Here is a 24,226-nt window from a genome sequence, read left to right on the forward strand (position 1 = left end):
CAGCTGCACAGCGATTCCCGGCGCGCGTGGTGCGGCCATGCGTAGACAGGTACGAGAACGCGGCAGTACCGTGGCAGTAATCCAGCGCCCCAAGGACGTTCCGAACGGCGCTGAACCCGAACCCATCCACCCCGAATCGCTGACGAGGGAGTCAACCGTGACTGCAATTGCCCAGCCCATTACCGCGGAGCGCGAAAGCGCCCTGCTGGCTTCTGTTCCCACCGGTCTGTTGATCGGCGGCCAGTGGCGCCCGGCCGCCTCCGGCAAGACCTTCGACGTGGAGGATCCCTCGACGGGCAAGGTGCTGCTGAGCATTGCCGACGCCGGACCCGAGGACGGTGCCGCGGCGCTTGATGCGGCGGCCGCCGCGCAGGAGTCCTGGGCCAAGGTTCCGGCCCGTGAACGCGGGGAGATCCTGCGCCGTGCGTTCGACATGGTCACCGCCCGTGCAGAGGATTTCGCGTTGCTGATGACGCTGGAGATGGGCAAACCGCTCGCCGAGGCCCGCGGTGAGGTCACCTACGGCTCGGAGTTCCTGCGCTGGTTCTCCGAGGAAGCCGTCCGCGCGTTCGGCCGCTACTCGGTCTCCCCGGATGGTAAGTCCCGGCTGCTGGTAACGAAGAAGCCGGTGGGCCCCTGCCTGCTGATTACGCCCTGGAACTTCCCGCTGGCGATGGCGACACGCAAGGTGGCCCCGGCCGTTGCCGCCGGCTGCACCATGGTGTTGAAGTCCGCGAACCTGACGCCGCTGACCTCGCAGCTGTTCGCCGCCGTGATGATGGAGGCCGGGCTGCCCGCCGGAGTGCTGAACGTGATCCCCACGTCCACGGCCGGTGCGACGACGGGTCCGCTGATCAAGGACGCCCGGCTCCGGAAGCTTTCCTTCACCGGCTCCACCGAGGTGGGCCGCCGGCTGCTCGCCGACGCCTCCGAAAACGTGCTGCGCACCTCGATGGAACTCGGCGGCAACGCCCCGTTCGTCGTCTTCGCGGACGCCGACATTGACGCCGCCGTGACCGGGGCGATGCTGGCGAAGCTGCGGAACATGGGCGAGGCCTGCACGGCCGCAAACCGGTTCATCGTGCATGAGTCCGTCGCCGACGAGTTCGCGGCGAAGTTCGCCGCGAAGATGGCGGACATGACCACCGCCCGCGGCACCGAAGCGGAGTCCAAAGTGGGCCCGCTGATCGATGCGAAGAGCCGGGACAAGGTCCACGAACTCGTCTCCGACGCCGTGTCCGCCGGTGCGGTCGCGGTGATCGGCGGCGCCGCAGTCGAGGGCCCGGGCTACTTCTACCAGCCCACCATCCTCAAGGGCGTCACCGAGGGCACCCGGATCCTGGCCGAGGAAATCTTCGGCCCCGTCGCCCCGATCATCACCTTCGACACCGAGGACGAGGCCGTGAGGCTGGCCAACAACACCGAGTACGGTTTGGTGGCCTACGTCTTCACAAAGGACCTCAACAGGGGCATCCGGATGGGCGAACGCCTCGAGACCGGCATGCTGGGCCTGAACGCCGGCGTAGTCTCCAACGCGGCCGCGCCCTTCGGCGGCGTCAAGCAGTCCGGTCTGGGCCGCGAGGGCGGCCTGGAAGGCATCGAGGAATACCTCTACACGCAGTACATCGGCATCGCCGACCCCTACGCCGGTTAGGCACACCCCCGGCCCGCCGGGGGAGCCTCAGCTCCGACGCAGCCAGCGCACCCGGCGCAGCGCTGCGCGGGCCCTTGACCAGGCCTGCGCCAGTCCCCGCCGGGTGCGTTGTGCTGTGCGCCGCACGAAGCGGAAGGGGGCCGATGCGCCATACCGCCACGCCGCAAGGATGGAGGGCGGCAGCCAGGCTGCACGGAAGCGCACAAGCCGGCCGGCGTTCCCGTCCAGCGAGGCGCGGACCGCCGCAATCAGCGCGACGGCAGATCCGGCGACGGCTGTCCCTTCCCCGGGCCTGCCGTATTCACGGCGTTCAAAGTCGGCCGTCAGGGACCGGACGGCCTGGTGGCCATCCGCATCCAGGCCCTGGGGTTCGCCCAGCGCCCCCGAGGAGCGCAGCCTGTCGGAGAAGTGCCGCGGAGTCTCGCTGATCCGCGGCGCTACGCCGTAATCCTTGGACAGGTCGCGCAGTTCCGCCCATGCCTGCAACGCCGTGGCAGCTGCACCGGCCGAACCCGTCAGGCCGGACGCGCTAAGCCGGCGGCGGCGCACCGCACCGCGCGCCAGATGCGGGGATGCCAGCAGCAGGCCCAGGAGCAGCAGCACCGCGGTGCCGTAGAGCGCCGGCAGCAGGGCACCGGCAGCATCGGGCCGGGCTGCTGCCCCCGGCAACGGCACCGGCGCCACACTGGGCACCGCCGACGGGACGGGGCTGCGGTCCGGAAGCAGACCATCGTTGGTCTCGTTCGTACTGGCACCGCTCGGCGCCGCGGCGTCCGAGGCGTAAGCCGGGACCACGCCCCGCGACGGGGTGGGCTCGAAAGGAACCCAACCGAGGCCCTGGAAGTACAGTTCCGGCCACGCGTGCGCGTCGCGGGCGTCCACCTCGTACTCCGGCAGGGCTCCCTGGCCTCCGATCGATACTGTGGAGCCGGTGGGCCGGCCGGGGGCGTAGCCGACGGCAATACGGCTGGGGATCCCTTCCAGCCTTGCCATCACGGCCATGGCCGAGGCGAAGTGGATGCAATAGCCGCTCTTCTGGGTGAGGAAATCCGCCAGCACGGACAACCCGTTGCCGTCATAGCCGCCCTGTACCGGGGATTGCAGCGAGTAGGTGAAATTGACCGAGCGCAGGTACCGCTGAAGGGCCATGGCCCGGGCGTAGGGGGTGGCGCTTCCCGCGGTCACGGTCTCAGCGGTCGTCCGCACAATTTCCGGGACGTTATCCGGCGTGCGGATGAACTCCTCCGAGACGCCCTGCACCGGCCCCGTGGCCTGTGCCAGCAGGTCCGCGGTGAGCTGGGGTGCCACCGAGAGTGCCACATACTGCTGGTCGCGGGAATTAGTGTCCACACCCTTGATGCTGAGCGTGGCGGGATCCCAGCTCCACCGGCCCGTGAGGCCGTTGACCGCCTCCGGGGCATACGGTACCGGCAGGTAGGGGCTGGTGAACTGGCCGGTATTGACCGCGGTGACCACCCGGACTTCCGTGGCTGCCGGCTCCAGGCCTGCATCCAGCCGCCCCGTGCCCAGGCGGCGCGTTTCGTCGCGATCATCCGGCGCCCAGTTATCGCCGTTAAAGCTGTCCACGGTCACTGAGCGCAGGTACGGAGTGCTGGCAGCATTGGTGGCATACGTGATCCGTCCGTCACCGGAGGGGCTGCGCAGGCTGTTGCCCAGGCTGATCATGGGGTTGAGGCCCGAGGCCGGCCCAAACGGATTCAACCGCGAGCCCTGCGGGAAGGATCCCTGGTCAAAACCCGGCGTCACCAGCTGGAGCACAAGCGTTGCGGCCAGCGCCGCGGCGCCGGTCAGGGCACCCCGACGGAACTGGCCCGGGTTCCGTACGGCCTCCGTGCCGGTCCGTGCGTCGGGTGCGAACCAGTGGCTGCAGCCGAGGATCAGCAGGTAGCCGCAGGCGGCCGCGGCGAATGCCAGCACGCCGACGCTCTGGGGCTTGATCATGGCCGGAACGATCAGGACGGCCAGGATCCCGAGGCCGCTCGTGGCAGGCAGGGCCAGGGGATACGCAAGGGCGTCGACCAGGATCACCGTCAGCCCGAGGGCGGCGCAAACGAAGAGGACAATCCCCGCGTTGGGGGCCACCGGCGCGCTCTCCGCGAGGATGGTCTCGCTGGCCCGGCGCACATACCGGCCCAGCTGGGTCATGGTGGCGCCGGAGGGAAGGAACCCGGCAGTGCTCTGCGGGCGGAAGAAAGTGAACGTCAGGATCAGCACCAACGAAGTCAACGCACCGGCTGTCACCGGGAGGCTGCGCCAGCGCAGGGCACGGAGCCCGGCCATCGTGAAGGCCACTGTCAGGACTGTCGAGAGCGCAGGGGAGTACCACGCCCAGCCCCGCAGCACTCCGTTCAGGCTCAGCGCCGCGCCGGCGACGGCGACGGACACTGCCAGGGCCATCAGCCACGGCTGCGGGCCCACCTTCTTCCGCACCCTGGCCTTCCCGGGGCCGGCTCCCGGGCCGGCGGGTTCAGCGCCGCGCCCCGCAGCCGCTCCGGCCGGGCCGGCGGGTGCATCGCTGCGCTGTGGTGTCATGGTCATCGCCGGGCCCCCGTCCCCCGCCGCACGTCCGCGGCGGCCGCCAGCGGCGCCGTGCCGCCGTCGTCGAACGCCGCCCATGCGGCGGTCAGCGGCGTCGAGGGGATCACGGCAACGGCCCGCCAGCCGCCGAGCCGCAGGATCTCGAGCACGTCCGTCGGCTGCGCGGACCGCTCCGTGATGACCAGCGCAAAGGCGTTGGCCGCAAATGCCGCCGCCGGGGACAGCACCCGGGCCTCGGCCGGCGTGATGTCACCGAGGATTGCCAGCACCGGCCCGCGCATGCGGTGGGCTGCCAGCTTGTCCATAAGCCGGTCGTCGAACGGCTGCGGCCCGGCCTCCGCGCCTGCGGGGTGCCGGTGCCCGCCCGTCCGGGGCCCGGCGGCCCCCGCCCCGTCCCTGCGGCTGGCGTGAGGCCCGGTGAGCTGGATGGCTGCCAGACTCTCGGCGATTGATTGCAGCCCCGTCGCGCCGAGGTACTCTTCCGATTCCGGCTCGGGAGCGGACGGCGAATGGCGGAACGCCGGCTCGCCGGCGGCGTCCAGGAAACGCAGCGCGTAGTTGCGTTCGGCGAGGTGGGCGCCAACGGACACCGCAGCCGTTACGGCCCATTCGAAGGCGTCGCTGGTCACGGGCTCATGGCCGTCCGCGCCGGCGGTGCCCCGGGTAAAGGCGGAGCGCCGCTGGTCCAGGATGATGGTCGCCTCCGGGGTGGTGACGGATTCCTCCTGACGGACCATCAGTTCCCCGTGCCGCGCCGTCGCCGCCCAGTGCACGCGGCGCATCGGATCACCATGGCGGTATTCCCGGGTCATGACGTCGTCGTCGCTCGGGTTGGCCCGGATGCGTGTGGCGGTCACGCCGTCATGGCCCCTGGCGCCGGCGAGGCCGGTGGCCGGGAGTTCGACGGCGGCCGGTGTCACGGTGAGGATGTCGCCGCCGTCGATGGCGTGCCGCTGGAGGGAGAGCCCGAAAGGATCGCTGAACTCGGCCGTGACCGGCCCGATGCGGAACTGGCCGCGTTTGTTGGAGCGCACATGGTATTCATAACGGCTGGTGGCGGCCGTGGCCGACCGGGCCGGGAACCGGAAGGCAGGGGACTGCCCAAACCGGGCGGGCAGGTGCTCCTCCATGAGCGCATGGCCCGAACCCGCGCCGGTCCTGGCCACGGCCAGCCGGACGGTCGCCGTGGCCGCCGTTTCGACGCTGGCCGGGGTGAACTCCCGGAAAATACTGAAGTTGGGCTTGAGCAGGCGGGTTCCGGCCAGCGAGAGCAACGGCAGTACGACGAGGAGGATGGCCAGTGCCAGGAGGTCCCGGCGCCCCATTGTCTGGGCCGCCAGTAGGAACACCCCGCCTGCGGCCAGCAATCCCCAGCCCCGGGTCGTGAAAATGTCTTTCGGGAACCGGTGCGTCAGTGCCACGGCAGTGCCACCCTAGCGGCGGTTCGGCAGCGTAGCACCGGGGGCGGCGGCCAGATCGGGGCTGACCGGGATCTTCGCCAGCACGGCACGGATGACACCCTGGGCGGTCTCGCCCGCGCCTGCGGCCTTGCGGTCCAGGATGATCCGATGCGCCAGCACGGCCTCCGCCACGCCCACGACGTCGTCCGGCAGCACGAAGTCCCGGCCCTCCAGCGCTGCGGTGGCCTTGGCCGCGCGCAGCAGTTGGAGCATGGACCGGGGGCTGGCGCCAAGCCGGAGCAGAGGGCTTTCCCGCGTGGCGCGGCCCAGGGACACGGTGTAGTCCTTGATCGCCTGCGAGACGTACACCTGCCGCACCGTTGCGATCATCGAGGCAACCTCGTCGGCGGTGACGACGGCGGTGACCTTTGCCAGCGGGGAGGTGGCCTGATGCGTTTCCAGCATCTCCATCTCGGCGTCCTTGTCCGGATAACCCATGGAAATCCGTGCCATAAAGCGGTCCCGCTGCGCTTCCGGAAGCGGATAGGTCCCTTCCATCTCGATCGGGTTTTGCGTGGCCACCACCATGAAGGGTTCATCGAGGGTGTACGAGGTGCCGTCGACGGTGACCTGGTGTTCCTCCATGCATTCCAGCAGTGCCGACTGGGTCTTGGCAGAGGCGCGGTTAATTTCATCGCCAATGACAATGTTGGCGAACACGGCGCCGGGCCGGAACTCGAAGGACCTGGACGCCTGGTTGTAAATGGACACGCCGGTGACATCGGAGGGGAGCAGATCCGGGGTGAATTGGATGCGGCTGACCGAGCAGTCGATGGTGCGGGCCAGGGTCTTGGCGAGCAGGGTCTTGCCGACCCCGGGGACGTCTTCGAGGAGCAGATGGCCCTGGGCGAGGAGGACGGTCAGCGCCAGTCTGGCTGCCTCGGCTTTCCCGTCGATCACGGTGTTGATGGCCGCCAGGATGCGCCCGCTCGCGGACCGGAACGTCCCGGCGTCCATCGCGGCAGGCGGCTGGGCGGGCCGCAGCCCCGCCAGCGCGGGGTCGTCCCCGACGTTGCGCTCCTCAGAGGGTGCTTCGTCTAAAGAGATGCGGTGGTAGTCCATCGGCAGCCTTTCAGCCCTGGTGGTTCCCGGGAAGGACCGGCGTGGTGCCTGGGACCGGTCTTTAGAACAGAGTACTAACACAACTGCCGGGCCTGACAGAGAGTTCCGCGGAAATCTGCAGTCACCGTCCCGGGTTGAGATAGCGCGGTCAGGTTAACTCGCGGCCGGGTCCGGTTCATGGGTCCGGTTCATGCGTCCGGGGGAGCGCCGATAAGGTGGACGGATGATCACCGCCCTCACTCCCGTCCCGTTCCGCGCGCCCGGCAGCGACGGTTCCGGCAGGCAGGGATACCCGCCCGCCCCCGAACCGCTTCCGGTGCCCGTCATGGATAACCACACCCACCTGGACTTCCCGCACAACGAGCTCAAGGTCAGCGTCGCCGCTGCTTTGGACGCCGCTGAGGCAGTCGGGGTGCAGGGTGCCGTGCAGGTGGGATGCGACCTTGAATCGTCGAGGTTCACCGTGCAGGCGGTTCAACTGGATCCCAGGCTGCTCGGTGCAGTTGCCCTGCACCCTAATGACGCGCCGGAGTACGCCGGCCGCGGCGAGTTGGAGGAGGCCCTGGCCGAGATTGAAGACCTCGCGGCGCACCCGCGGATCCGGGCCATCGGCGAGACCGGCCTGGACTTCTTCCGCACCGAAGGTGACGGGCTGGCCGCCCAGCGCTACTCCTTCCGCCGCCACATTGACATCGCCAAACGCCTCGGCCTGACGTTGCAGATCCACGACCGGGACGCCCACGACGACGTGGTGCAGGTGCTGCGGGAGGAGGGCGCCCCCGAACGGGTGGTTTTCCACTGCTTCTCCGGCGGGGAGGAACTCGCCCGGACCTGCAACAGCGAGGGCTGGTACATGTCCTTCGCCGGTACGGTAACTTTCAAGAACGCCGCCAACCTCCGGGCCGCCCTGTCCATAGCGGAGCCCGAGCGGATCCTGGTCGAAACGGACGCCCCCTTCCTCACCCCGCACCCCCACCGGGGCCGCCCCAATGCGAGCTATCTGGTCCCTTACACCGTGCGGGCCATGGCCAACGTGACTGGATGGGAACTCTCGGAACTCTGTGCCCGGATTGCCCAAAATACGGTGCAGGCCTACGGATCCTGGGACTGATCCCGGCACAACTGCGCCGCTTCTATGAATACGTAGTATGCACAATTTGTTGGTTGCTTTATAACGCTCCGGTTACAGTGAGAACCATTAGCCGGGGTCGGGGAAGGCCAACGGATAATTTCACTCCTGCAGGGCGCGCATCGTGGCCAACGATCCATGGGCGCGCTCTCGTTTGTGAGTGTGGCAGTGCACGCAGCTGCCGCGGACATGATGCACCGGTTCCGGTGCTGGCCCCCGGGCCGTCCGCGGCGGATTGAACGGTGCACTTTTCCCCGTGCCCGGATGGTCCAAAAGATACGGGCAATCGTGGTCAAGTTCTTCACATCGGATGGCAAATTCAGCTACGTCAAAGTCGGCACGCAGCTCGTGGTGCTCGTGGCACTCGTTCTGGGGCTCGTCGCTTTCGTCGGCAACAACAAGACAGTAACCCTCAACGTAGACGGCAGAGTCAGCTCCGTCCAGACGTTCGGCGGCACCGTCGGCCAAGTGGTCAAGGGCGCGAGCGTCGAACTCCAGCCGTCCGACCGGATCACGCCGGCGGCTGACTCCCACGTGCTGGACGGCTCCGTCATTAACGTCAACCTCGCCAAAGCCGTCAAGGTCAACCTGGACGGCGCCGAGCGGACCATCAGAACGACCGCTCCCACCGTCGAAGGCCTTGTCAGCGAACTCGGTGTCGCGGGTTCCTCCGATGTGTCCGTTCCGAAAGATGCCCAGCTCACCGTCACCGGTTCCTTCGTGTCCATTTCGACGCCGAAGTCCGTGAGCATCGTCGCGGACGGCAAGGCCGCCACGACCTCCACCACGGCAGCCAACGTCTCCCAGCTCCTGGCCGACGCCGGCATCACACTGGCCGCCACCGACCGGACCTCGCAGCCGGGCAACGCGCCGGTGGTCAATGACATGGTGATCAAGGTCTCCCGCGTGGACGCCGGCAAGACCGAAGATGCTGCCGAGGCCGTACCGTTCGAAACCGTCACCACCGAGGATCCGGCGATGACCAAGGGCGAGAAGAAGGTCACGCAGGCAGGTGTCGCCGGCACCCGCAGCAAGAGCTTCAAGCTGGTCCTGGTGGACGGTCGCGAAGCGTCCCGCACCCTCGTTTCCGAGACCGTCAGCACACCGCCGGTCACCGAGCAGATCAGCGTCGGCACCAAGGAGAAGCCCAAGCCGGCAGCCCAGGCCGCCGCGGCCAGCCCCGGCGTCGCCGCCAGCCCCGGAGCAGCCGCCAGCCCCAGCGTCGCCGCCAGCCCCCGTGCGGCAGCCAGCACCGGTGCCAACACCGGCGCCGCAGCACCGGCCATGATGAACGAAGCCATGTGGGACAAGGTCGCGAAGTGCGAGTCCGGCGGCAACTGGTCCATCAGCTCCGGCAACGGTTACTACGGCGGATTGCAGTTCGACGTCCGGACCTGGCTGGGCTCCGGCGGCGGCGCCTATGCCCCGACCGCAGCAGGGGCCAGCAAGGCCCAGCAGATCGACATCGCCAACCGCGTCTACGCACAGCGCGGCCTGCAGCCCTGGGGCTGCGGCTGGGCAGCTTCACGCTAAAGCAGGCACGCCCCGTTTCGGCTCCGGCCGGCGGGCAACCGATGTGGAACGGGATCCGCGGTGACTGACCACCACTGCGGCCCCTGGCGCAGGCCGGGTCCGGGTTCCCGGGCCCGGCCTGCGCCATGTCCGGGCCGGGCCGCGGGATAGGATACCAAGGTGACTGAACCGACCCCCTCCGCGCCAGGTCCGGCGCCAAAGAGCGCGCCAGCCCCCCTCATGGGAGCCTCCGATATCCGCAGACTGGCTGAGGAAATCGGCGTCCGGCCCACCAAGACCCTCGGTCAGAACTTCGTCATCGACGGCAACACCATCCGCCGGATCGTGGCCGCTGCGGACATCCACCCGGATGAGACCGTCCTGGAGGTCGGTCCCGGGCTGGGATCCCTCACCCTGGGTCTGCTGGACGCGGCCCGCTCCGTCGTCGCCGTGGAGATCGATCCGGTCCTCGCCGGAAAGCTGCCCGCCACCGTCGCGCAGTGGCGCCCGGACGCCGTCGAGAACTTCCATCTGGTCCTTGCCGACGCGATGCGGGTCACCGAGCTCCCGGTGGAGCCGACCGCCCTCGTGGCGAATCTTCCTTACAACGTCGCCGTTCCGGTGGTCCTGCATTTACTCCAGCATTTTCCGGGCCTGCGGCACGGCCTGGTCATGGTCCAGGATGAGGTCGCCGACAGGCTGGCCGCCGGCCCCGGCTCCAAGACGTACGGTGTCCCCTCGGTCAAATCGGCCTGGTACTCCAGCATGCGCAAGGCCGGGGTCATCGGCATGAACGTCTTCTGGCCGGCACCCAAGATCCACTCCGGTCTCGTCGCCTTCACCCGGCGGGAACCCCCGGTCACCACGGCCACCCGGGAACAGGTGTTTGCTGTCATCGATGCTGCCTTCGCCCAGCGCCGCAAGACCCTGCGGGCCGCACTGGCCGGATGGGCCGGCAGTGCAGCGGAGGCAGAACGGTGCCTGCGCGCTGCCGGCGTCGACCCCACCGCCCGCGGCGAGGTCATCGATATCGCGGCGTTTTCCCGGATCGCCGAAGCGCACGGCCGCCCGGCCCAGTGACACCCGCGGCCGCGCCGGGAAGGTGACACCGGCGCGGACTGTGCTTGGACCCTGCCTCGCCATGCCATAGCGTGGAGCCATGAACGCAGTGAGAGGGCGCTTTGCAGCGAGGACCGTCCGGGTCAAGGCTCCCGGCAAAGTAAACGTCTCACTGGATGTGGGGCCTCTCCGGGCTGATGGCTACCACTCGGTGGCCAGCGTTTATCTGGCGGTATCCCTTTATGAGGAAGTCGCAGCCACCAGCACCGACACCGGCGACATCACGGTCAGCATCAGCCCCGCCAGCACCCTGGACCTCGACGGCGTTGACATTCCCCTCGACGAGCGGAACCTGGCCTATAAAGCTGCGGCCATCATGGCCGATGTCTCGGAGCACTCCACCGGCGTCCACCTTGAAATCACCAAGCGGGTGCCCGTCGCCGGCGGCATGGGCGGCGGATCAGCCGACGCCGCTGCCACCCTGCTGGCCTGTGACGCCCTCTGGAACAGCGGACTGTCGCGGGACGAACTCGCCCATCTGGCCGCCGAACTCGGCGCCGACGTGCCGTTCTCCCTCCTCGGCGGAACCGCCGTCGGGCTGGGGCTTGGCGACGAACTCTCGCCCGCGCTGGTTAAGGCTCAGACGGACTGGGTCCTCGTGGCCGCAGACTTTGGCCTGCCCACCCCGGAGGTCTACCGGACCCTGGACCGGTTGCGTGCGGCCGAAGACGCGGCCACCGAGGAACCGACCGCGGTGGACCCCCTGATCCTCCAGGCCCTGCGGGCCGGCGACGCCGACGCTTTGTCCCGGGTGCTGGTCAACGATCTGCAACGCGCGTCCATTGAGCTGGCGCCCGGTCTCCGGGACACCCTGGGATTGGGCGAATCACTGGGGGCGATCGCCGGTATTGTCTCCGGTTCCGGCCCCACGGTGGCGCTGCTGGCCCACAGTCCGGCCGCGGCGGAGGGACTCGCCGATGACCTCCGGCACCACGGCCTCGATGCCATCGCGGTGCACGGCCCGGTTCACGGCGCGCGCATCATCTCCGATACGCTCCTTTAATAGGATTGCCGCCGTCATCAGCGCGGCGCACCGGCCCGGCCCCATCGGGCCCGGCCTAAAAAAGACGTTGCTCGACATTAGTTACCTCTAGGAAAGCAGTTCCCCGTGGCACACCTGCTCGGCGGCGAAAACCTCACGGTCTCGTACGCAACCCGCACCGTCCTCGACGGCATTACCCTCGGCCTGGAAGAGGGCGACCGGATCGGGATGGTGGGCCGCAACGGCGACGGCAAGTCGACCCTCATGCGGCTGCTGGCGATGCGCTCCACCCCCGACACCGGCCGCGTGACCAAACGCAGCGAGGTCAACATCGGCTACCTGGACCAGAGCGACGTGCTCGACGGCGACCTCACCGTCGGCGCCGCGATCGTCGGTGACCAGGCCGATTATGAATGGGCCCGCAATCCGCAGATCCGCGAGGTCATGGGCGGACTCGTGTCCGACGTCGACTGGCACGCGAACGTCCATGCCCTCTCCGGCGGGCAGAAGCGGCGCGTGGCGCTGGCGAAGCTGCTCATCGAGGACCACGACGTCATCATGCTGGACGAGCCGACCAACCACCTCGACGTCGAAGGCGTTGCGTGGCTGTCCCGGCACCTCAAAACCCGCTGGCGGCCCAACCAGGGTGCTTTCCTCGTGGTCACCCACGACCGGTGGTTCCTCGATGAGGTCTGTACCAAGACCTGGGAAATCCACGACGGCATCATGGACCCGTTCGACGGCGGCTACGCGGCGTACGTGCTGGCCCGCGCCGAGCGCGACCGCTCCGCGTCCGTGGTCGAAAGCAAGCGCCAGCAGCTCGTGAAGAAGGAGCTCGCATGGCTCCGGCGCGGCGCTCCTGCCCGCACCGCGAAGCCGAAGTTCCGGATCGAGGCGGCCAACGCCCTGATCGCGGACGTCCCCGAACCGCGTGACTCGACGGCACTGAGCAAGATGGCCACGGCCCGGCTTGGCAAGGACGTTCTGGACCTTGAAAACGTCTCCCTCGACTTCCTGGGCGGCGACCCGGGACAGAAACTCTTCGACAACATCATTTTGCGGCTCGCCCCCGGTGAACGGTTGGGTCTCGTCGGCGTCAACGGCGCCGGCAAGACCACACTCCTGAAGCTCCTTAACGGCGAAATCCAGCCCTCCTCGGGAACTGTGAAGCGCGGCAAGACGGTGGTCACCGCGGTGCTGACCCAGGAGGTCAAGGAACTCGACGACGTCTCGGACCTGCGGGTCATCGAAGTAATCGAACGCGAAAAGCGCTCGTTCAACGTCGGCGGCAAGGAATTCACCGCCGGCCAGCTCGTGGAGCAGCTGGGATTCACCAACGAGAAGCAGTGGACCCCGGTTAAGGACCTCTCCGGCGGGGAACGCCGCCGCCTCCAGCTCCTGCGCCTGCTCGTGGGAGAGCCCAACGTGCTGATGCTCGATGAGCCCACCAATGATCTCGACACCGACACCCTGGCCGCCGTCGAAGACGTGCTTGACGGCTGGCCGGGCACCCTCGTCGTCGTCAGTCACGACCGCTACCTGCTCGAACGCGTCACGGACCACCAGATGGCCCTCCTGGGTGACGGCAAGATCCGTGCCCTGCCCCGCGGCGTCGACCAGTACCTTGAATTGCGCGAAGGGGCCCTGGCCGGTTCCACCATCACCGGCGGCGGTAATCCCGTCACCGCTGCCAGCGGCACCTCTGCCGCCGCAGCGGACGGACCGTCGGAGGCCGAGAAGCGGGACGCCCGCAAGGCCAAGAACAGGATCGACCGCCAGCTGGGCAAGCTCAAGCAGCAGGAAGACAAGATCCACGCCCAGATGACCGCGACGGCCGCCGACGCCTCCGCCGTGGGCGATCTCGCCGGGCTCAATAAAAAGCTCAAGGACCTCGCAGTCGAGCGCGAAGGCCTTGAACTTGAATGGCTGGGAGCGCTCGAGGTCCTCGGGGAGTAAGCCCGCCCGGTCCCGGGGGACATGCCCACTCGCAGGCCGCCGTGTCGGGCATGCCCATCTGTGCAGGCGCTCAGCGGATATGTCCATCGGGCGGCTTGGTTTCCACCGGACATGCTCAGTGGTGCACGCGGGCAGTGGGCATGTCCCTTGGTCGCCTGGGAGTCCACCGGACATGCTCAGTGGTGCACGCGGGCAGTGGACATAGTGGGTTTATGTCCATTGCTCGCGGCCGGAAGAGGGCATGTCCTGCGGCGCTTGGGGCTTAGTCAGCTGCCGCCAACGGACGTCGGAGACTGGGGCGGTCCCAGCGATGGACATGTCCGGTGTGCCAGGTCAATCCCGACGGGCATGCTCAGTGGTGCACGCGGGCAGTGGACATAGTGGGTTTATGTCCATTGCTCGCGGCCGGAAGCGGGCATGTCCCGCGGCGCCGTGGGCAGCATCCACTGGGCAGCATCCACCCATAAGCATCCACCCATATACACCCACGACAGGCCCTCCACGGCAGGCCGTTCGCTGCAGCGGATCCGCCGCAGAGCAGGTGCCGGCGAGGACACTGCCAAGGCCGCCGACGTGGCGCCCGCACGGAGGGGCAACGCAGTGTGGCAGAATTGATTCTCGTGCCGCAGGCTCAGCGCCTTGGCACGGTCCGCCCTGGTGTAATGGCAGCACCCCGGCCTTTGGAGCCGTGGAGTATAGGTTCGAGTCCTATGGGCGGAACAGTGGTGGGTCGGGTTGCCCGGCAAGGCCCGGGAAGCCGGGGCCCCGCGGGAGTCCAGTAAGATGAATCTGGCGCCGCGACCGGATTCTGGTCCGGCCCGGCCGCGCGGATCCGGCACCCGGGTTCACTTCCGGGCCCCAGCCGCGGGGCGCCCGGATCCACCAGAGAGTGGCATGAGCTAAGCCATTGAGCAAGGAGAGCCCGTACGTGAGCCCCGAGAACACCGGCCCAGCCGCCGTCATCGTCCTAGCTGCAGGTGCCGGTACCCGGATGAAATCCCGTACCCCTAAAATTCTCCACGAAATCGGCGGTCGGTCCCTTGTCGGCCACGCATTGCATGCTGCCCGCACCATCCGCCCGCAGGAGCTGGCTCTGGTCGTCCGGCACGAACGCGACCTCGTGGCCGCCCACATCGGCGCCGTCGACCCTGCGGCCCTGATCGTCGACCAGGACGAGGTCCCCGGCACCGGCCGTGCCGTCGAAGCCGCCCTCGCGGCCCTCGACGCGCTGCACTCCGACAGCCGGCTCAGCGGAACTGTCGTGGTCACCTACGGAGACGTCCCCCTGCTGACGGGCGGGCTGCTGGCCGAACTCGTCGCCAGCCACGAGACTGACCGCAATGCCGTCACCGTCCTCACCGCCGTCCTCGATGACGCCACCGGCTACGGCCGCATCCTGCGTGCCGCCGACGGTACCGTCACCGGGATCCGGGAGCACAAAGACGCCACAGACGCGGAGCGTGGAATCCGCGAAATCAACTCCGGCATTTATGCCTTCGACGCCGCCGTGCTCCGTGATGCACTGGCCCACGTCACCACCGACAACGCCCAGGGTGAGATGTACCTCACGGATGTGCTGGGCCTCGCCCGGGCAGCGGGAGGCCGCGTCGCCGCCGTCGTGACCGAAGACCGCTGGCAGGTCGAAGGCGCCAACGACAGGGTCCAGCTCTCGGCCCTCGGCGCCGAACTCAACCGGCGCACCGTCGAGGCCTGGATGCGCGCCGGTGTCAGCGTCGTTGACCCCGCCACCACCTGGATCGATGCGACCGTCACCCTCGACGAGGACGTCCGGCTGCTGCCCAACATCCAGCTCCACGGCAGCACCACCGTGGCGCGCAACGCCGTCGTCGGACCCGACACGACCCTCACCGATGTGCAGGTGGGTGAGGGTGCCACTGTAGTCCGCACCCACGGTTCCGGCTCGAGTATCGGCGCCCGCGCGAGCGTGGGGCCCTTCACCTATCTGCGCCCCGGCACGGTGCTTGGTGAGACCGGCAAGATCGGCGCTTTCTACGAAACCAAGAACGTCACCATCGGCCGCGGTTCCAAGCTCTCCCACCTCGGCTACGCCGGCGACGCCGAGATCGGCGAGGACACCAACATCGGCTGCGGCAACATCACCGCGAACTACGACGGCGAGACGAAGCACCGCACGGTCATCGGCTCGGGCGTGCGCACCGGCTCCAACACCGTCTTTGTTGCGCCCGTCCAGGTCGGCGACGGCGCCTACAGCGGCGCCGGCGCGGTGATCCGCCGCGACGTCCCGCCCGGCGCCCTGGTCTTGTCCCTGGCGAAGCAGCAAAACGCCGAGAACTGGGTCCTCGCGAACCGGCCGGGATCGGTGTCCGCGTCCCTGGCCGAGGCCGCCGGCGCCACCACAACTTCCTCCAGTACTCCGGCATCTACAGAAGAGGGCTAGCAATAATGAGCGAAATTACGGCACGCGGCGAGAAGAAGCTGGTGCTTGCCGCTGGGCGCGCGCATCCTGAGCTGGCGAAGGAGATCGCCAAGGAGCTCGGAACCGAGCTGCTGCCCCTGGATGCCTACGACTTCGCCAACGGTGAGATCTACGTCCGGGCCGGCGAAAGTGTCCGGGGCACCGATGCCTTCGTCATCCAGGCCCACCCGGCCCCGCTGAACAACTGGCTGATGGAACAGCTCATCATGATCGATTCGCTCAAGCGGGCCTCCGCCAAACGCATCACCGTGGTGTCGCCGTTCTACCCGTACGCCCGCCAGGACAAGAAGGGCCGCGGCCGCGAGCCCATCTCCGCGCGCCTGATCGCTGACCTGTACAAGACCGCCGGTGCCGACCGGATCATGAGCGTGGACCTGCACACCTCGCAGATCCAGGGCTTCTTCGACGGCCCGGTGGACCACCTCATGGCCATCCCGCTGCTCGCGGACTATATCCGCACCCGCGTCGGCGCCGACGACGTCACGGTGGTGTCCCCGGACACCGGCCGCGTCCGGGTCGCCGAACAGTGGGCCGAGCGCCTGGGCGGCGCGCCGCTGGCGTTCGTGCACAAGAGCCGCGACCTCACCGTTCCAAACCAGGCCGTGTCCAAGACCGTCGTGGGCCAGGTCGAGGGCCGGACCTGCGTCCTGATCGATGACATGATCGACACCGGCGGCACCATTTCCGGTGCCGTCCAGGTTCTCAAGAACGCCGGCGCCAAGGATGTCATCATCGCTGCGACGCACGCCGTCTTCTCCGACCCCGCAGCCCAGCGGCTCTCCGAGTCCGGCGCCCGCGAGGTTGTGGTCACCAACACCCTGCCGATTGAAGCCAGCAAGCGCTTCCCGCAGCTCACGGTGCTCTCCATCGCCCCGCTGATCGCCCGCGCCATCCGTGAAGTGTTCGACGACGGTTCGGTCACCAGTTTGTTCGACGGCAACGCCTAGCCAGGCACCGTGCGGGCACGTTTTTACGAATCCGTGCCCGCACTGGTAGCCTTGTAGTGAAACCTTGGCGAGGGAGAGCGCCGGTGATCCGTTGCCACGGAACCCGGAACTGTCCGTTATCGACTGGGTCTGAATCTCCTTCTGAAGCTCAGCTGCACGGCAGCCGGCGTTGAAGGTCGTAAACAGACCTCCGCCCTTGCTGATGACCGTCCAGTCCCACCGCTTGAAACCCCACCAGGAGATATCCATGTCTGAGCAGAAGCTCGCAGCAGAAGTACGCACCGAATTCGGCAAGGGCTTCGCCCGCCGCGCCCGCATGGCCAACCTGATCCCGGCCGTCATCTACGGCCACGGCGCCGAGCCGATCCACATCACCCTTCCGGCCAAGGCCACCACGCTGGCCGTCCGTGTTGCCAACGCCCTGCTCACCCTGGACATCAACGGCGAAAAGCACCTGGCCCTGGTCAAGGACATCCAGCGCGACCCGATCAAGCAGATCATCGAGCACCTCGACCTCTTGACCGTCCGCACCGGCGAAAAGGTCACCGTTGACGTTCCCGTTCACGTGACCGGCGAGCTGGCTCCGGGCAACGTGTTCAACCAGGAAATGACCGTCGTGTCCCTCGAAGCCGAGGCAACCCACCTGCCGACCGGCATCGAGGTCAGCATCGAAGGCCGTACCGCCGGCGAGCACATCCACGCCGCGGACCTGGTCCTGCCGACGGGTTCGGTCCTGCTGGCCGACGCTGAGGCCCTCGTCGTGCACATCTCCGAGGCCACCGAGGTCTCCGAGGACGAAGCATCCGCTGACGTCACCGCAGGTTCTTCGGTCTCGGACGCAGCCGAGTAGTTCCGGCGCTTTTCCGGTGGCCGGGTCCCTTTGGGGCCCGGCCACCGTCGTTTCCCCGGGCAACGCCACCCCGCTGCCGGCCCGCTTACCGAAGGACTGACCCATGACAGAGACGTGGCTGATCGCCGGCCTTGGCAACCCGGGGGCGGAGTATGCCCACAACCGGCACAACGTGGGGCAAATGGTGCTCGACGAGCTCGCCTCGCGGACAGGGGGCGGCTTCAAGTCGCACAAGTCCCGTGCCCAGGTCCTGGAAGGGCGGCTGGGCGTTGGCGGCCCGCGGGTAGTGCTGGCCAAACCGTTGTGCTATATGAACGTCTCCGGCGGCCCGGTCTCGGCGCTTGCCAGGTTCTACGACATCGCGCCGGGCCGGGTCATCGCCGTGCACGACGAAATCGACATTCCCTTTAATACAGTGAAGCTGAAACTGGGGGGCGGCGAAGGTGGACACAACGGGTTGCGGGACATCTCCAAGGCCCTCGCCACGAAGGATTATCTGCGGGTCCGGGTCGGCGTCGGACGGCCGCCGGGAAGGATGGACACAGCGGATTTTGTGTTGAAGGATTTCTCCGGCACCGAGAAAAAAGAGCTGCCCTTCCTGATCGACGCCGCCGCCGACGCCGTGGAGGCCCTGGTCCGCAATGGCCTCCAGGCGGCGCAGCAGCAGTTCCACCCGACGAAAGCCCCATAGCCGGAGCGCCCGCGGACCTCGTCCGGAGCTTGCCAAGGCACCCAGCGCGCCGGCTCCTGAAATACTTCCACGCTTCCTGAATTGCGGATATGATCGCCCTACTCTCATGTCGGGGGATAGGGATACGCTACTGCTAAGCGGACGATGTCAGACTTGCTGTCCGCAAAGCGGTACGAAGGAAATTAGATGTCGAGGGAATCGCTGGGCTGGGGGAATGTTTCCACTACATTGGCACCCGCCGAACAAGAACCTGTAACCGGTACTTTGGACCGGCACAGGTGGTCAGGTCTCGCGCGCACTGCCGACGCCGACCTCGTCCGCAGTGCCCTGCTCTCCGACGAGCATGTGGGCGTCGTCATCACCGGTGACCGCGGAGTGGGCAAAACCCAGGTGGGCCGCGCCGTCATCGCGGGCCTCGGACCCGACGTCCATACCCTCCAGTTGCGCAGCGCGGGACCGGGTTCAGCGACCCCCTACGGCTGCCTGGCCTTCACTCTTGCCCGCCTGCCGCAGAGTTCCCTCGGCTCGCCGACGGCCATTCTGCAAGGCATTACCTCCCTGCTCCACGATGACGCCGCCGGACGAAAGTGCGTCATCTTTCTGGACAACGCGGGGACACTGGATGAGCTCAGCACCGGCGTCCTGCTGAACCTTGTGCAGACCCGGACCGCGCGGCTCGTTGCCACCGTCCCGCGGACCACGGACCTGCCGCCTGATTTCTACCGGCTCATCACCGCCGGGCAGCTGGCCGAGGTCAGGCTCGCCAACCTCACGGAGGTGGAAACACTGGACGTGCTTCAGGCGGCCCTGGGCTACAGGGTTTCAAGTGCCCTCGCCAGCCAGTTGCACCATCTGGTCGGCGGCAGCCCCACACTGCTGCAGGCTGTGGTCTCGGAACAGATCGAACGCGGCAACCTCGTGCTGTCCGGCTCTGTCTGGACCTTGATCGACGAAGTGGTCCTGGACGGGCGAACTGCCCTGGAGGACATCGTCCGGGCGCGGTACGCCCGGGAGACACCCGTGGCACGTGAACTGATCGAGGTGCTGTCCTGTGCCCGTACCCTGCCCTTGGCCCGGCTCGCGCGGATGTACAGCCCCGGCGTCATTGCGGATATGGAAGATGCGGGCCAGATCGTCATTGACCGGGCTGACCGGCACCTGGTGTCGCTCGGTGACCGCTATCTGGGCGACATCGTCCGCAACTGGCTCAGCGTGGAGCGCCGGCTGGAGTTGCGGGACAAGGTCCCCGGCCACCAGCAGGACGAGCTGAACGAGTTGACCGTCGAGGACCTGCTGGCCTACGCAGCATGGACCCACGACTGCGGTGCGCCCCTGTCGTCCGCCCACGCCGTGGCAGCTGCCGCCGCCGCCGTCCGGCTCTTCGACCCGAAGTTTGCGCTTAGATGCGCCGGAAACCTGAGCCCGCAGGATCCCGAATGGACCGAGGGGCAGCTACAGAAGTCCGCCGCTTACCTGCAGCTGGGACTGCCTCTGCAGGCGATGGCTGCCCTGGATGATGTCTCCGACGCCCAGCTCAGCGCACTGGGCGCCGAAGCGTACGCAGAGCTGATCGCCGCCAAGGTGGACTGCATGTCCTGGCTCTCCGACCGGACGGGTCAGGTCCCTGACCTGATCAAGCGGGCCCGGGCGCATCTCGAAGAGCCCGGGATCCGGTCGCTGACGTCGCCGGAGGAACTCACCCGTTCCCGGCTGTCCCTGGACCTCTGCGAATACAACTACCTCTCCTTCGTCGGGAACTACGCGGCGATGATGGACCGGCTGACCGCGGCGGCGTCTTCGGACCTGGACGAGGTCAACCCGGTGCACCGGCTCAGATCCGGCATCATCCTGATGGAAGCCCTGTGCATGACCGGAAAGGAAAGCGAGGCCCGCACGCTGCTGGGCGAGATCGGCGATCAGCTGGGGGAGTGGTCCAACGTTCCGCGGATCCGGGAAAACTATGCCTGGCGGTCCGTCAACGTACTGCTGCTCTCCGGACACTGGCGCCAAAGCATCGACATGCTCAAGGACGCCAGCGGCCGGGCCGGGCACGGACTCCATACCGGCAGTGCGTCCACTGACCTTGCCGTTGGACTCGCCTACGTCTACGCGGGCCGTGGTTATATGGCCCTGGACCCGCTCCTTGCAGCCATCGCGCAGCTTGAGGTCAGGCCGAGCCTGCATTCGTTGCGCCAGGCCTACGCGGCGACCGCCTTCGCCTACGCGCAGACCGGAAATTCGGTTCAGGCCACGGTCTATCTGGACCGGGCACGCTCAGCCAACGTCCCGGCGAGGTTCTCGATCCGCAGCTCAGCAGACTTCTGCATGGACATGGCCTCGCGGTGGCTGGGCGATCCGGCGGCGAAGGCCAGGCTGGTGGCGGCGGCCGAGGAACACTTCCAGGAGCACCGGTACACCCTGGCCGGCATCTTCATGCTCGGGGCCACCGTCAGTGGCAACACCCACGACTTTGAATTCCTGGAGGAGATCGCGGCCCTGCGGCAGGGTCCCCTCGCTGAGCTGTCCCGGACCGTTGCCGTGGGCAGCCGCAAAAAGGACGCCGCCATCATGCTGGAAGCCGCGGCCCAGGCCGCGGTCCTGGAACTTGACGCCGTCCAGGCGCGCTGCGCTGCCCTCGCATTCGACTTTGCCAAGGCAGCCGGGCTCAGCGGCAAGGCCAGTGCCGCGCACATCATGCTGGAGAGCCTCGCCGAGTCTTTACCGGCATTGCCGATCACGCCCAGGAACAAGGGGCCGCTGCTTACTGACAGGGAACGGCAGATCGCCACCCTCGCCGGCAACGGCGTCACCAACAAGGACATAGCCCTGGCCGTCGGCATATCCGTCCGCACCGTGGAAGGGCACCTGTACCAGGTGTTCACCAAGCTTGGAGTTTCCTCGCGAAGTGATCTGCTTGGACTCATCTAGACAACACGCCGCCACTCCCGACGGAGCAGAGGAATCCACGGTCCTCACCGGACGGTCGGAGGACCTTCGTTCGGCGGTGGAGGCCATTCAGGGATCCACCCACGTCGCTGTCCTCCTGCTCGGGGACAGCGGCATCGGAAAATCCACCCTCTTGGAAGCCGTCGCGGCCGAACTGCAGAGCTCTGTGACGCCGGTCCGGATCTATGGCAGCCCGTCGCTGGCGAATGTGCCGTATGGTGTGCTGGGTCCGTTTCTCGTCGGGTTGCCTGTGCAGGAGGCCACCTCGCAACTGGCGGTACTCAGGACCTTCTGGGCCCGTCTGGAGGAGGAACGCCAGAGTTCGGAAAAACCGTTGCTGCTTATCGTCGACGACGCCCACGACCTCGACGAGTCGACCGCCGGCATTCTGGTGGAACTCGCCGCCGCAGGTTGGGCGAAACTCCTGGTGGCTTCCGCTACCAGGCCCGGTTTGCCTGAACCGCTGCTCCAGCTGTGGTTTGAGGGCCTGGCGGAACGCCTGGATCTCCGCCCCTTGACCAGTCAGCATACGAACGACATTCTGCTTCGCGCGCTGGGACCGCAGGTGCTGCCCAGCGTCGCCGACACCCTCTGGGAGGCTTCCGAGGGCAACCCCTTGCTGCTCAACGGCCTCATCGAGGACGCGAAAAGCGACGGCACGCTGCGCAAACACAACGAGGTATGGCTGCTGACGCGCCCGCTTGAAAGCCACGGTGATCGGCTGACCGAGGTAGTGCGCCGGCAGTTGCTCCGGCGCTCGCCGGCGGAGCGCCAGGCCCTGAACCTGATCGCCTTGTCCGAACCGGTGTCCCGGGAACTCATTGAGTCCACCGTGGGCGAAGACCCCGTGGCGGCACTCCTGGAGCATGAAATGATCCGCGTCACGCCCTCACCGCATCCGCAGTTGCGCCTGTGGCACCCGGTCTACGGCGATGCGCTGCGCAACCTCATCTCTCCGGCCCGCAGCCTGCAGCTGCGCCAGAGCCTCCTGCGGCGGATGGACAGCGAACCGACGTCGGCCGAGGGCCTGCTGCGCCAAGTCAGCTGGTCGATTGAATGCGGCGCCGACATTGAGGACCGGCAGTTGTTGCGGGCGGCCGTTCTGGCCAGCCGGCTGCACCAGGACGAGCTGGCCCGCAGGGCAGCCGCCCTGATCAAGGACTCCGAATTGCAGGTCGCCGCACGGGCCGTGACAGCACGGACCTACTTCAACACCGCGGACTACGCTGCGGCCCGCGACATCCTGGAAGGTGACTTTGCGCAGGGGCTGAGCGTGGCTGTTCTGCTGACGGGAACATTGATGTGGGCGGCCGTGCAGGCCGCACTTGGACACGCGCCTGCGGACATCATGGCCCGCGCCCGGGCCCTCCTGGAAGCGGGGGAAGAGCTGGCCAGAAAGAACCCGGACGATGCTGAGGGCATTCTTGCGGCCACCAGGGAACGTTATGCCACCATGCAAGCGATGGTTTATGCGCTGGCGGGGGAGTACCCGGAGGATTCGGGCGCGGAAGGTAAGGACGGGGCAGGCCCGCCTGCCAACGCCTTCGAAGCCGCTTTCAGGCTGGCGCTGACATCGGAGCAGCTTCTGGTGCAGGGCAAGTCAGTCCAGTCTTTCGCCGCGGTCTCCGCGGCCTTGGACACCGCTGGCTCCGGCCACGACGAACTCCACTTCCTCGCGGAATTCCTCGTGGCGCGGGCAGCGGCGGCTGTCATCCACGGCGGCGACTGGCAGGGCGCCGAAGCTCTGCTGTCCGGAGTCGCCGCCGGACAGGCGCCCCACCTCATCTCATTCGGCGGGGGCGTGCACGCGGCGAACGGCATCATCCTGCTGTACCAGGGCAAAACCGGCCAGGCCTTGGGCACCCTCAGCGCCGCCCTCGAGTCACTGCGGCTCGCGGACCCCCAACAGCTCTTCGCCCTGACCGCGTCCATGGCTTTCGCAGCTGCCGCTGACGCCGGCGCCAAGGACAGGGCGGCAGCTTTCCTGGCCGACTACGAAACCGCGCCGCGGGCGGTGTCACGCTACCTGCGCGTTCTCTCGCAGATGGCAGTCGTCTACGGAAAGGCGCGGCTTGGCCATTACCCCGGCGCCGTGACCGAGCTCCGCGCGCTCGGCCGGCCGCACGGTGATGGGTCTACCCCGGGCCTGGAATTCGACGCGCTGGTGTTCTGCCTTGCCTTGGGAGACCGGGATGCGGCCGGCAGACTGCTGGAGCTGCAGCCCCAGCTGGAGGGCCCCAGGGCCGCCGCTATCTGTTCCTTCGCATTCGCCGTCGACACCGACCAGGCCGCAGACCACCTGGAAGCCGGCAAAAACTGCGAAGCCGCCGAACTGTGGGGCTTTGCGGCCCTCGCCTATGACGCCGCCGCGAACGGATACAAAGCGGCCGGTGACAGCATGCGCGAGCGCATGGCACTGTCCCAGCGGAAGCGCTGCCTGGCCAGGGCAGACAACGTCACCGGCCTGGAGCCGGAACCGGAGTCCGGCGCGCTTGGTCTGCTGACCCGGCGTGAGCGCGACATCGTAGCGCTGGCGGTGCGCGGCCTCAGCGACCGCCAGATCGCCGCCGAGCTGCAAGTGTCTATCCGGACTGTCGAAGGGCACCTTTACCGAAGCTACGCCAAGCTCAGCGTTAAAGGCCGGGATCAGCTGCCGGGCATCGCCGGCAGCTGATCCGCACGGAGCCGAGTAGCCCGGTAGACCGCAACCTGGGAAAACAGGTAGCCGCGGAACGTTGGGTCCCGCAAAACGGGTAGCCGCGGAACTCGGTGGACCGGTCGGCAACGGGTGCCGGCACCCGCTAATGAGCGCCGCCGCTGCCACAAGAGGTGGTTCGAGGCCCTGCCTGGCCAATCGGCGGGCGTCGTCGGCACGCCCCCACGGCCAGTGATGCTCGGGAC

15 protein-coding genes and 1 tRNA gene are annotated in these 24,226 nt (G+C 67.7%); 13 read left to right on the forward strand and 3 right to left on the reverse strand.

Annotation, left to right across the window (positions count from 1 at the left end; translation table 11 throughout):
- The first annotated feature begins 157 nt into the window (after positions 1–157).
- A complete protein-coding gene (locus VUN84_04825) occupies positions 158–1,654 on the forward strand; it encodes an NAD-dependent succinate-semialdehyde dehydrogenase (protein ID XAS64999.1) in 1,497 nt (498 codons plus the stop codon).
- Between the two features lie 27 nt (positions 1,655–1,681).
- Here VUN84_04825 and VUN84_04830 read toward each other — a convergent pair whose 3' ends face one another.
- The 3 genes from VUN84_04830 to VUN84_04840 are packed head-to-tail and all read right to left on the reverse strand — an operon-like array spanning position 1,682 to position 6,735.
- A complete protein-coding gene (locus tag VUN84_04830; protein XAS65000.1) occupies positions 1,682–4,213 on the reverse strand; it encodes a DUF3488 and transglutaminase-like domain-containing protein in 2,532 nt (843 codons plus the stop codon).
- Positions 4,210–5,634, reverse strand: a complete 1,425-nt coding sequence (locus VUN84_04835; GenBank protein ID XAS65001.1) for a DUF58 domain-containing protein — start codon at positions 5,632–5,634, stop codon at positions 4,210–4,212. Before VUN84_04835 ends, VUN84_04830 begins: the two co-directional genes overlap by 4 nt.
- 12 nt (positions 5,635–5,646) lie before the next feature.
- Entirely contained in the window at positions 5,647–6,735 is a 1,089-nt protein-coding gene (locus VUN84_04840) for a MoxR family ATPase (protein ID XAS65002.1), read from the reverse strand.
- A 223-nt stretch (positions 6,736–6,958) separates the two neighbouring features.
- On the opposite strand from VUN84_04840, the gene VUN84_04845 reads away from it, so the two are divergent.
- From VUN84_04845 to VUN84_04900, 12 genes are all read left to right on the forward strand, one after another.
- A complete protein-coding gene (locus VUN84_04845) occupies positions 6,959–7,846 on the forward strand; it encodes a TatD family hydrolase (protein XAS65003.1) in 888 nt (295 codons plus the stop codon).
- Between the two features lie 282 nt (positions 7,847–8,128).
- Positions 8,129–9,397 (forward strand): transglycosylase family protein, encoded by a 1,269-nt coding sequence (locus VUN84_04850; GenBank protein XAS65004.1) that lies wholly within the window; start codon positions 8,129–8,131, stop codon positions 9,395–9,397.
- A 219-nt stretch (positions 9,398–9,616) separates the two neighbouring features.
- Positions 9,617–10,456 (forward strand): 16S rRNA (adenine(1518)-N(6)/adenine(1519)-N(6))-dimethyltransferase RsmA, encoded by an 840-nt coding sequence (gene rsmA, locus VUN84_04855; protein XAS65758.1) that lies wholly within the window; start codon positions 9,617–9,619, stop codon positions 10,454–10,456.
- Positions 10,457–10,535: 79 nt separating this feature from the next.
- Positions 10,536–11,498 carry a 4-(cytidine 5'-diphospho)-2-C-methyl-D-erythritol kinase gene (locus VUN84_04860; GenBank protein ID XAS65005.1) on the forward strand — a complete coding sequence of 321 codons (963 nt, stop codon included), beginning with the start codon at positions 10,536–10,538 and terminating at the stop codon, positions 11,496–11,498.
- Between the two features lie 105 nt (positions 11,499–11,603).
- The gene (locus VUN84_04865) at positions 11,604–13,433 is read left to right on the forward strand and encodes an ABC-F family ATP-binding cassette domain-containing protein (protein ID XAS65006.1); all 1,830 of its coding nucleotides are present in this window, start codon (positions 11,604–11,606) and stop codon (positions 13,431–13,433) included.
- 648 nt (positions 13,434–14,081) lie between these two features.
- Positions 14,082–14,153: transfer RNA gene (locus tag VUN84_04870), tRNA-Gln, on the forward strand.
- 208 nt (positions 14,154–14,361) lie between these two features.
- Positions 14,362–15,852, forward strand: coding sequence for a bifunctional UDP-N-acetylglucosamine diphosphorylase/glucosamine-1-phosphate N-acetyltransferase GlmU (gene glmU / locus VUN84_04875; GenBank protein XAS65007.1), 1,491 nt, complete (start codon positions 14,362–14,364; stop codon positions 15,850–15,852).
- 5 nt (positions 15,853–15,857) lie between these two features.
- Positions 15,858–16,838: a ribose-phosphate diphosphokinase gene (locus tag VUN84_04880; protein XAS65008.1), complete on the forward strand. Its 981-nt coding sequence runs from the start codon at positions 15,858–15,860 to the stop codon at positions 16,836–16,838.
- A 247-nt stretch (positions 16,839–17,085) separates the two neighbouring features.
- Entirely contained in the window at positions 17,086–17,688 is a 603-nt protein-coding gene (locus VUN84_04885) for a 50S ribosomal protein L25/general stress protein Ctc (GenBank protein ID XAS65009.1), read from the forward strand.
- Between the two features lie 103 nt (positions 17,689–17,791).
- Positions 17,792–18,379, forward strand: a complete 588-nt coding sequence (gene pth, locus VUN84_04890) for an aminoacyl-tRNA hydrolase (GenBank protein ID XAS65010.1) — start codon at positions 17,792–17,794, stop codon at positions 18,377–18,379.
- Between the two features lie 186 nt (positions 18,380–18,565).
- A complete protein-coding gene (locus tag VUN84_04895) occupies positions 18,566–21,307 on the forward strand; it encodes a LuxR C-terminal-related transcriptional regulator (protein ID XAS65011.1) in 2,742 nt (913 codons plus the stop codon).
- Entirely contained in the window at positions 21,294–23,999 is a 2,706-nt protein-coding gene (locus tag VUN84_04900; protein ID XAS65012.1) for a LuxR C-terminal-related transcriptional regulator, read from the forward strand. The genes VUN84_04895 and VUN84_04900 overlap by 14 nt, the downstream gene beginning before the upstream one ends.
- Positions 24,000–24,226: the final 227 nt, after the last annotated feature.

It is taken from the genome of Micrococcaceae bacterium Sec5.8 (assembly GCA_039636775.1).
In the GTDB taxonomy this organism is placed as follows: domain Bacteria; phylum Actinomycetota; class Actinomycetes; order Actinomycetales; family Micrococcaceae; genus Arthrobacter.

Excerpts from the sequence above, each read along its gene's own strand:
- VUN84_04830 (XAS65000.1), bottom strand. The coding sequence starts at position 4,213 with ATGACCATGACACCACAGCGCAGCGATGCACCCGCCGGCCCGGCCGGA.
- VUN84_04840 (XAS65002.1), bottom strand. The coding sequence starts at position 6,735 with ATGGACTACCACCGCATCTCTTTAGACGAAGCACCCTCTGAGGAGCGC.
- VUN84_04845 (XAS65003.1), top strand. The coding sequence starts at position 6,959 with ATGATCACCGCCCTCACTCCCGTCCCGTTCCGCGCGCCCGGCAGCGAC.
- VUN84_04850 (XAS65004.1), top strand. The coding sequence starts at position 8,129 with ATGGTCCAAAAGATACGGGCAATCGTGGTCAAGTTCTTCACATCGGAT.
- rsmA (XAS65758.1), top strand. The coding sequence starts at position 9,617 with ATGGGAGCCTCCGATATCCGCAGACTGGCTGAGGAAATCGGCGTCCGG.
- VUN84_04860 (XAS65005.1), top strand. The coding sequence starts at position 10,536 with ATGAACGCAGTGAGAGGGCGCTTTGCAGCGAGGACCGTCCGGGTCAAG.
- VUN84_04880 (XAS65008.1), top strand. The coding sequence starts at position 15,858 with ATGAGCGAAATTACGGCACGCGGCGAGAAGAAGCTGGTGCTTGCCGCT.
- VUN84_04885 (XAS65009.1), top strand. The coding sequence starts at position 17,086 with ATGTCTGAGCAGAAGCTCGCAGCAGAAGTACGCACCGAATTCGGCAAG.
- pth (XAS65010.1), top strand. The coding sequence starts at position 17,792 with ATGACAGAGACGTGGCTGATCGCCGGCCTTGGCAACCCGGGGGCGGAG.
- VUN84_04895 (XAS65011.1), top strand. The coding sequence starts at position 18,566 with ATGTCGAGGGAATCGCTGGGCTGGGGGAATGTTTCCACTACATTGGCA.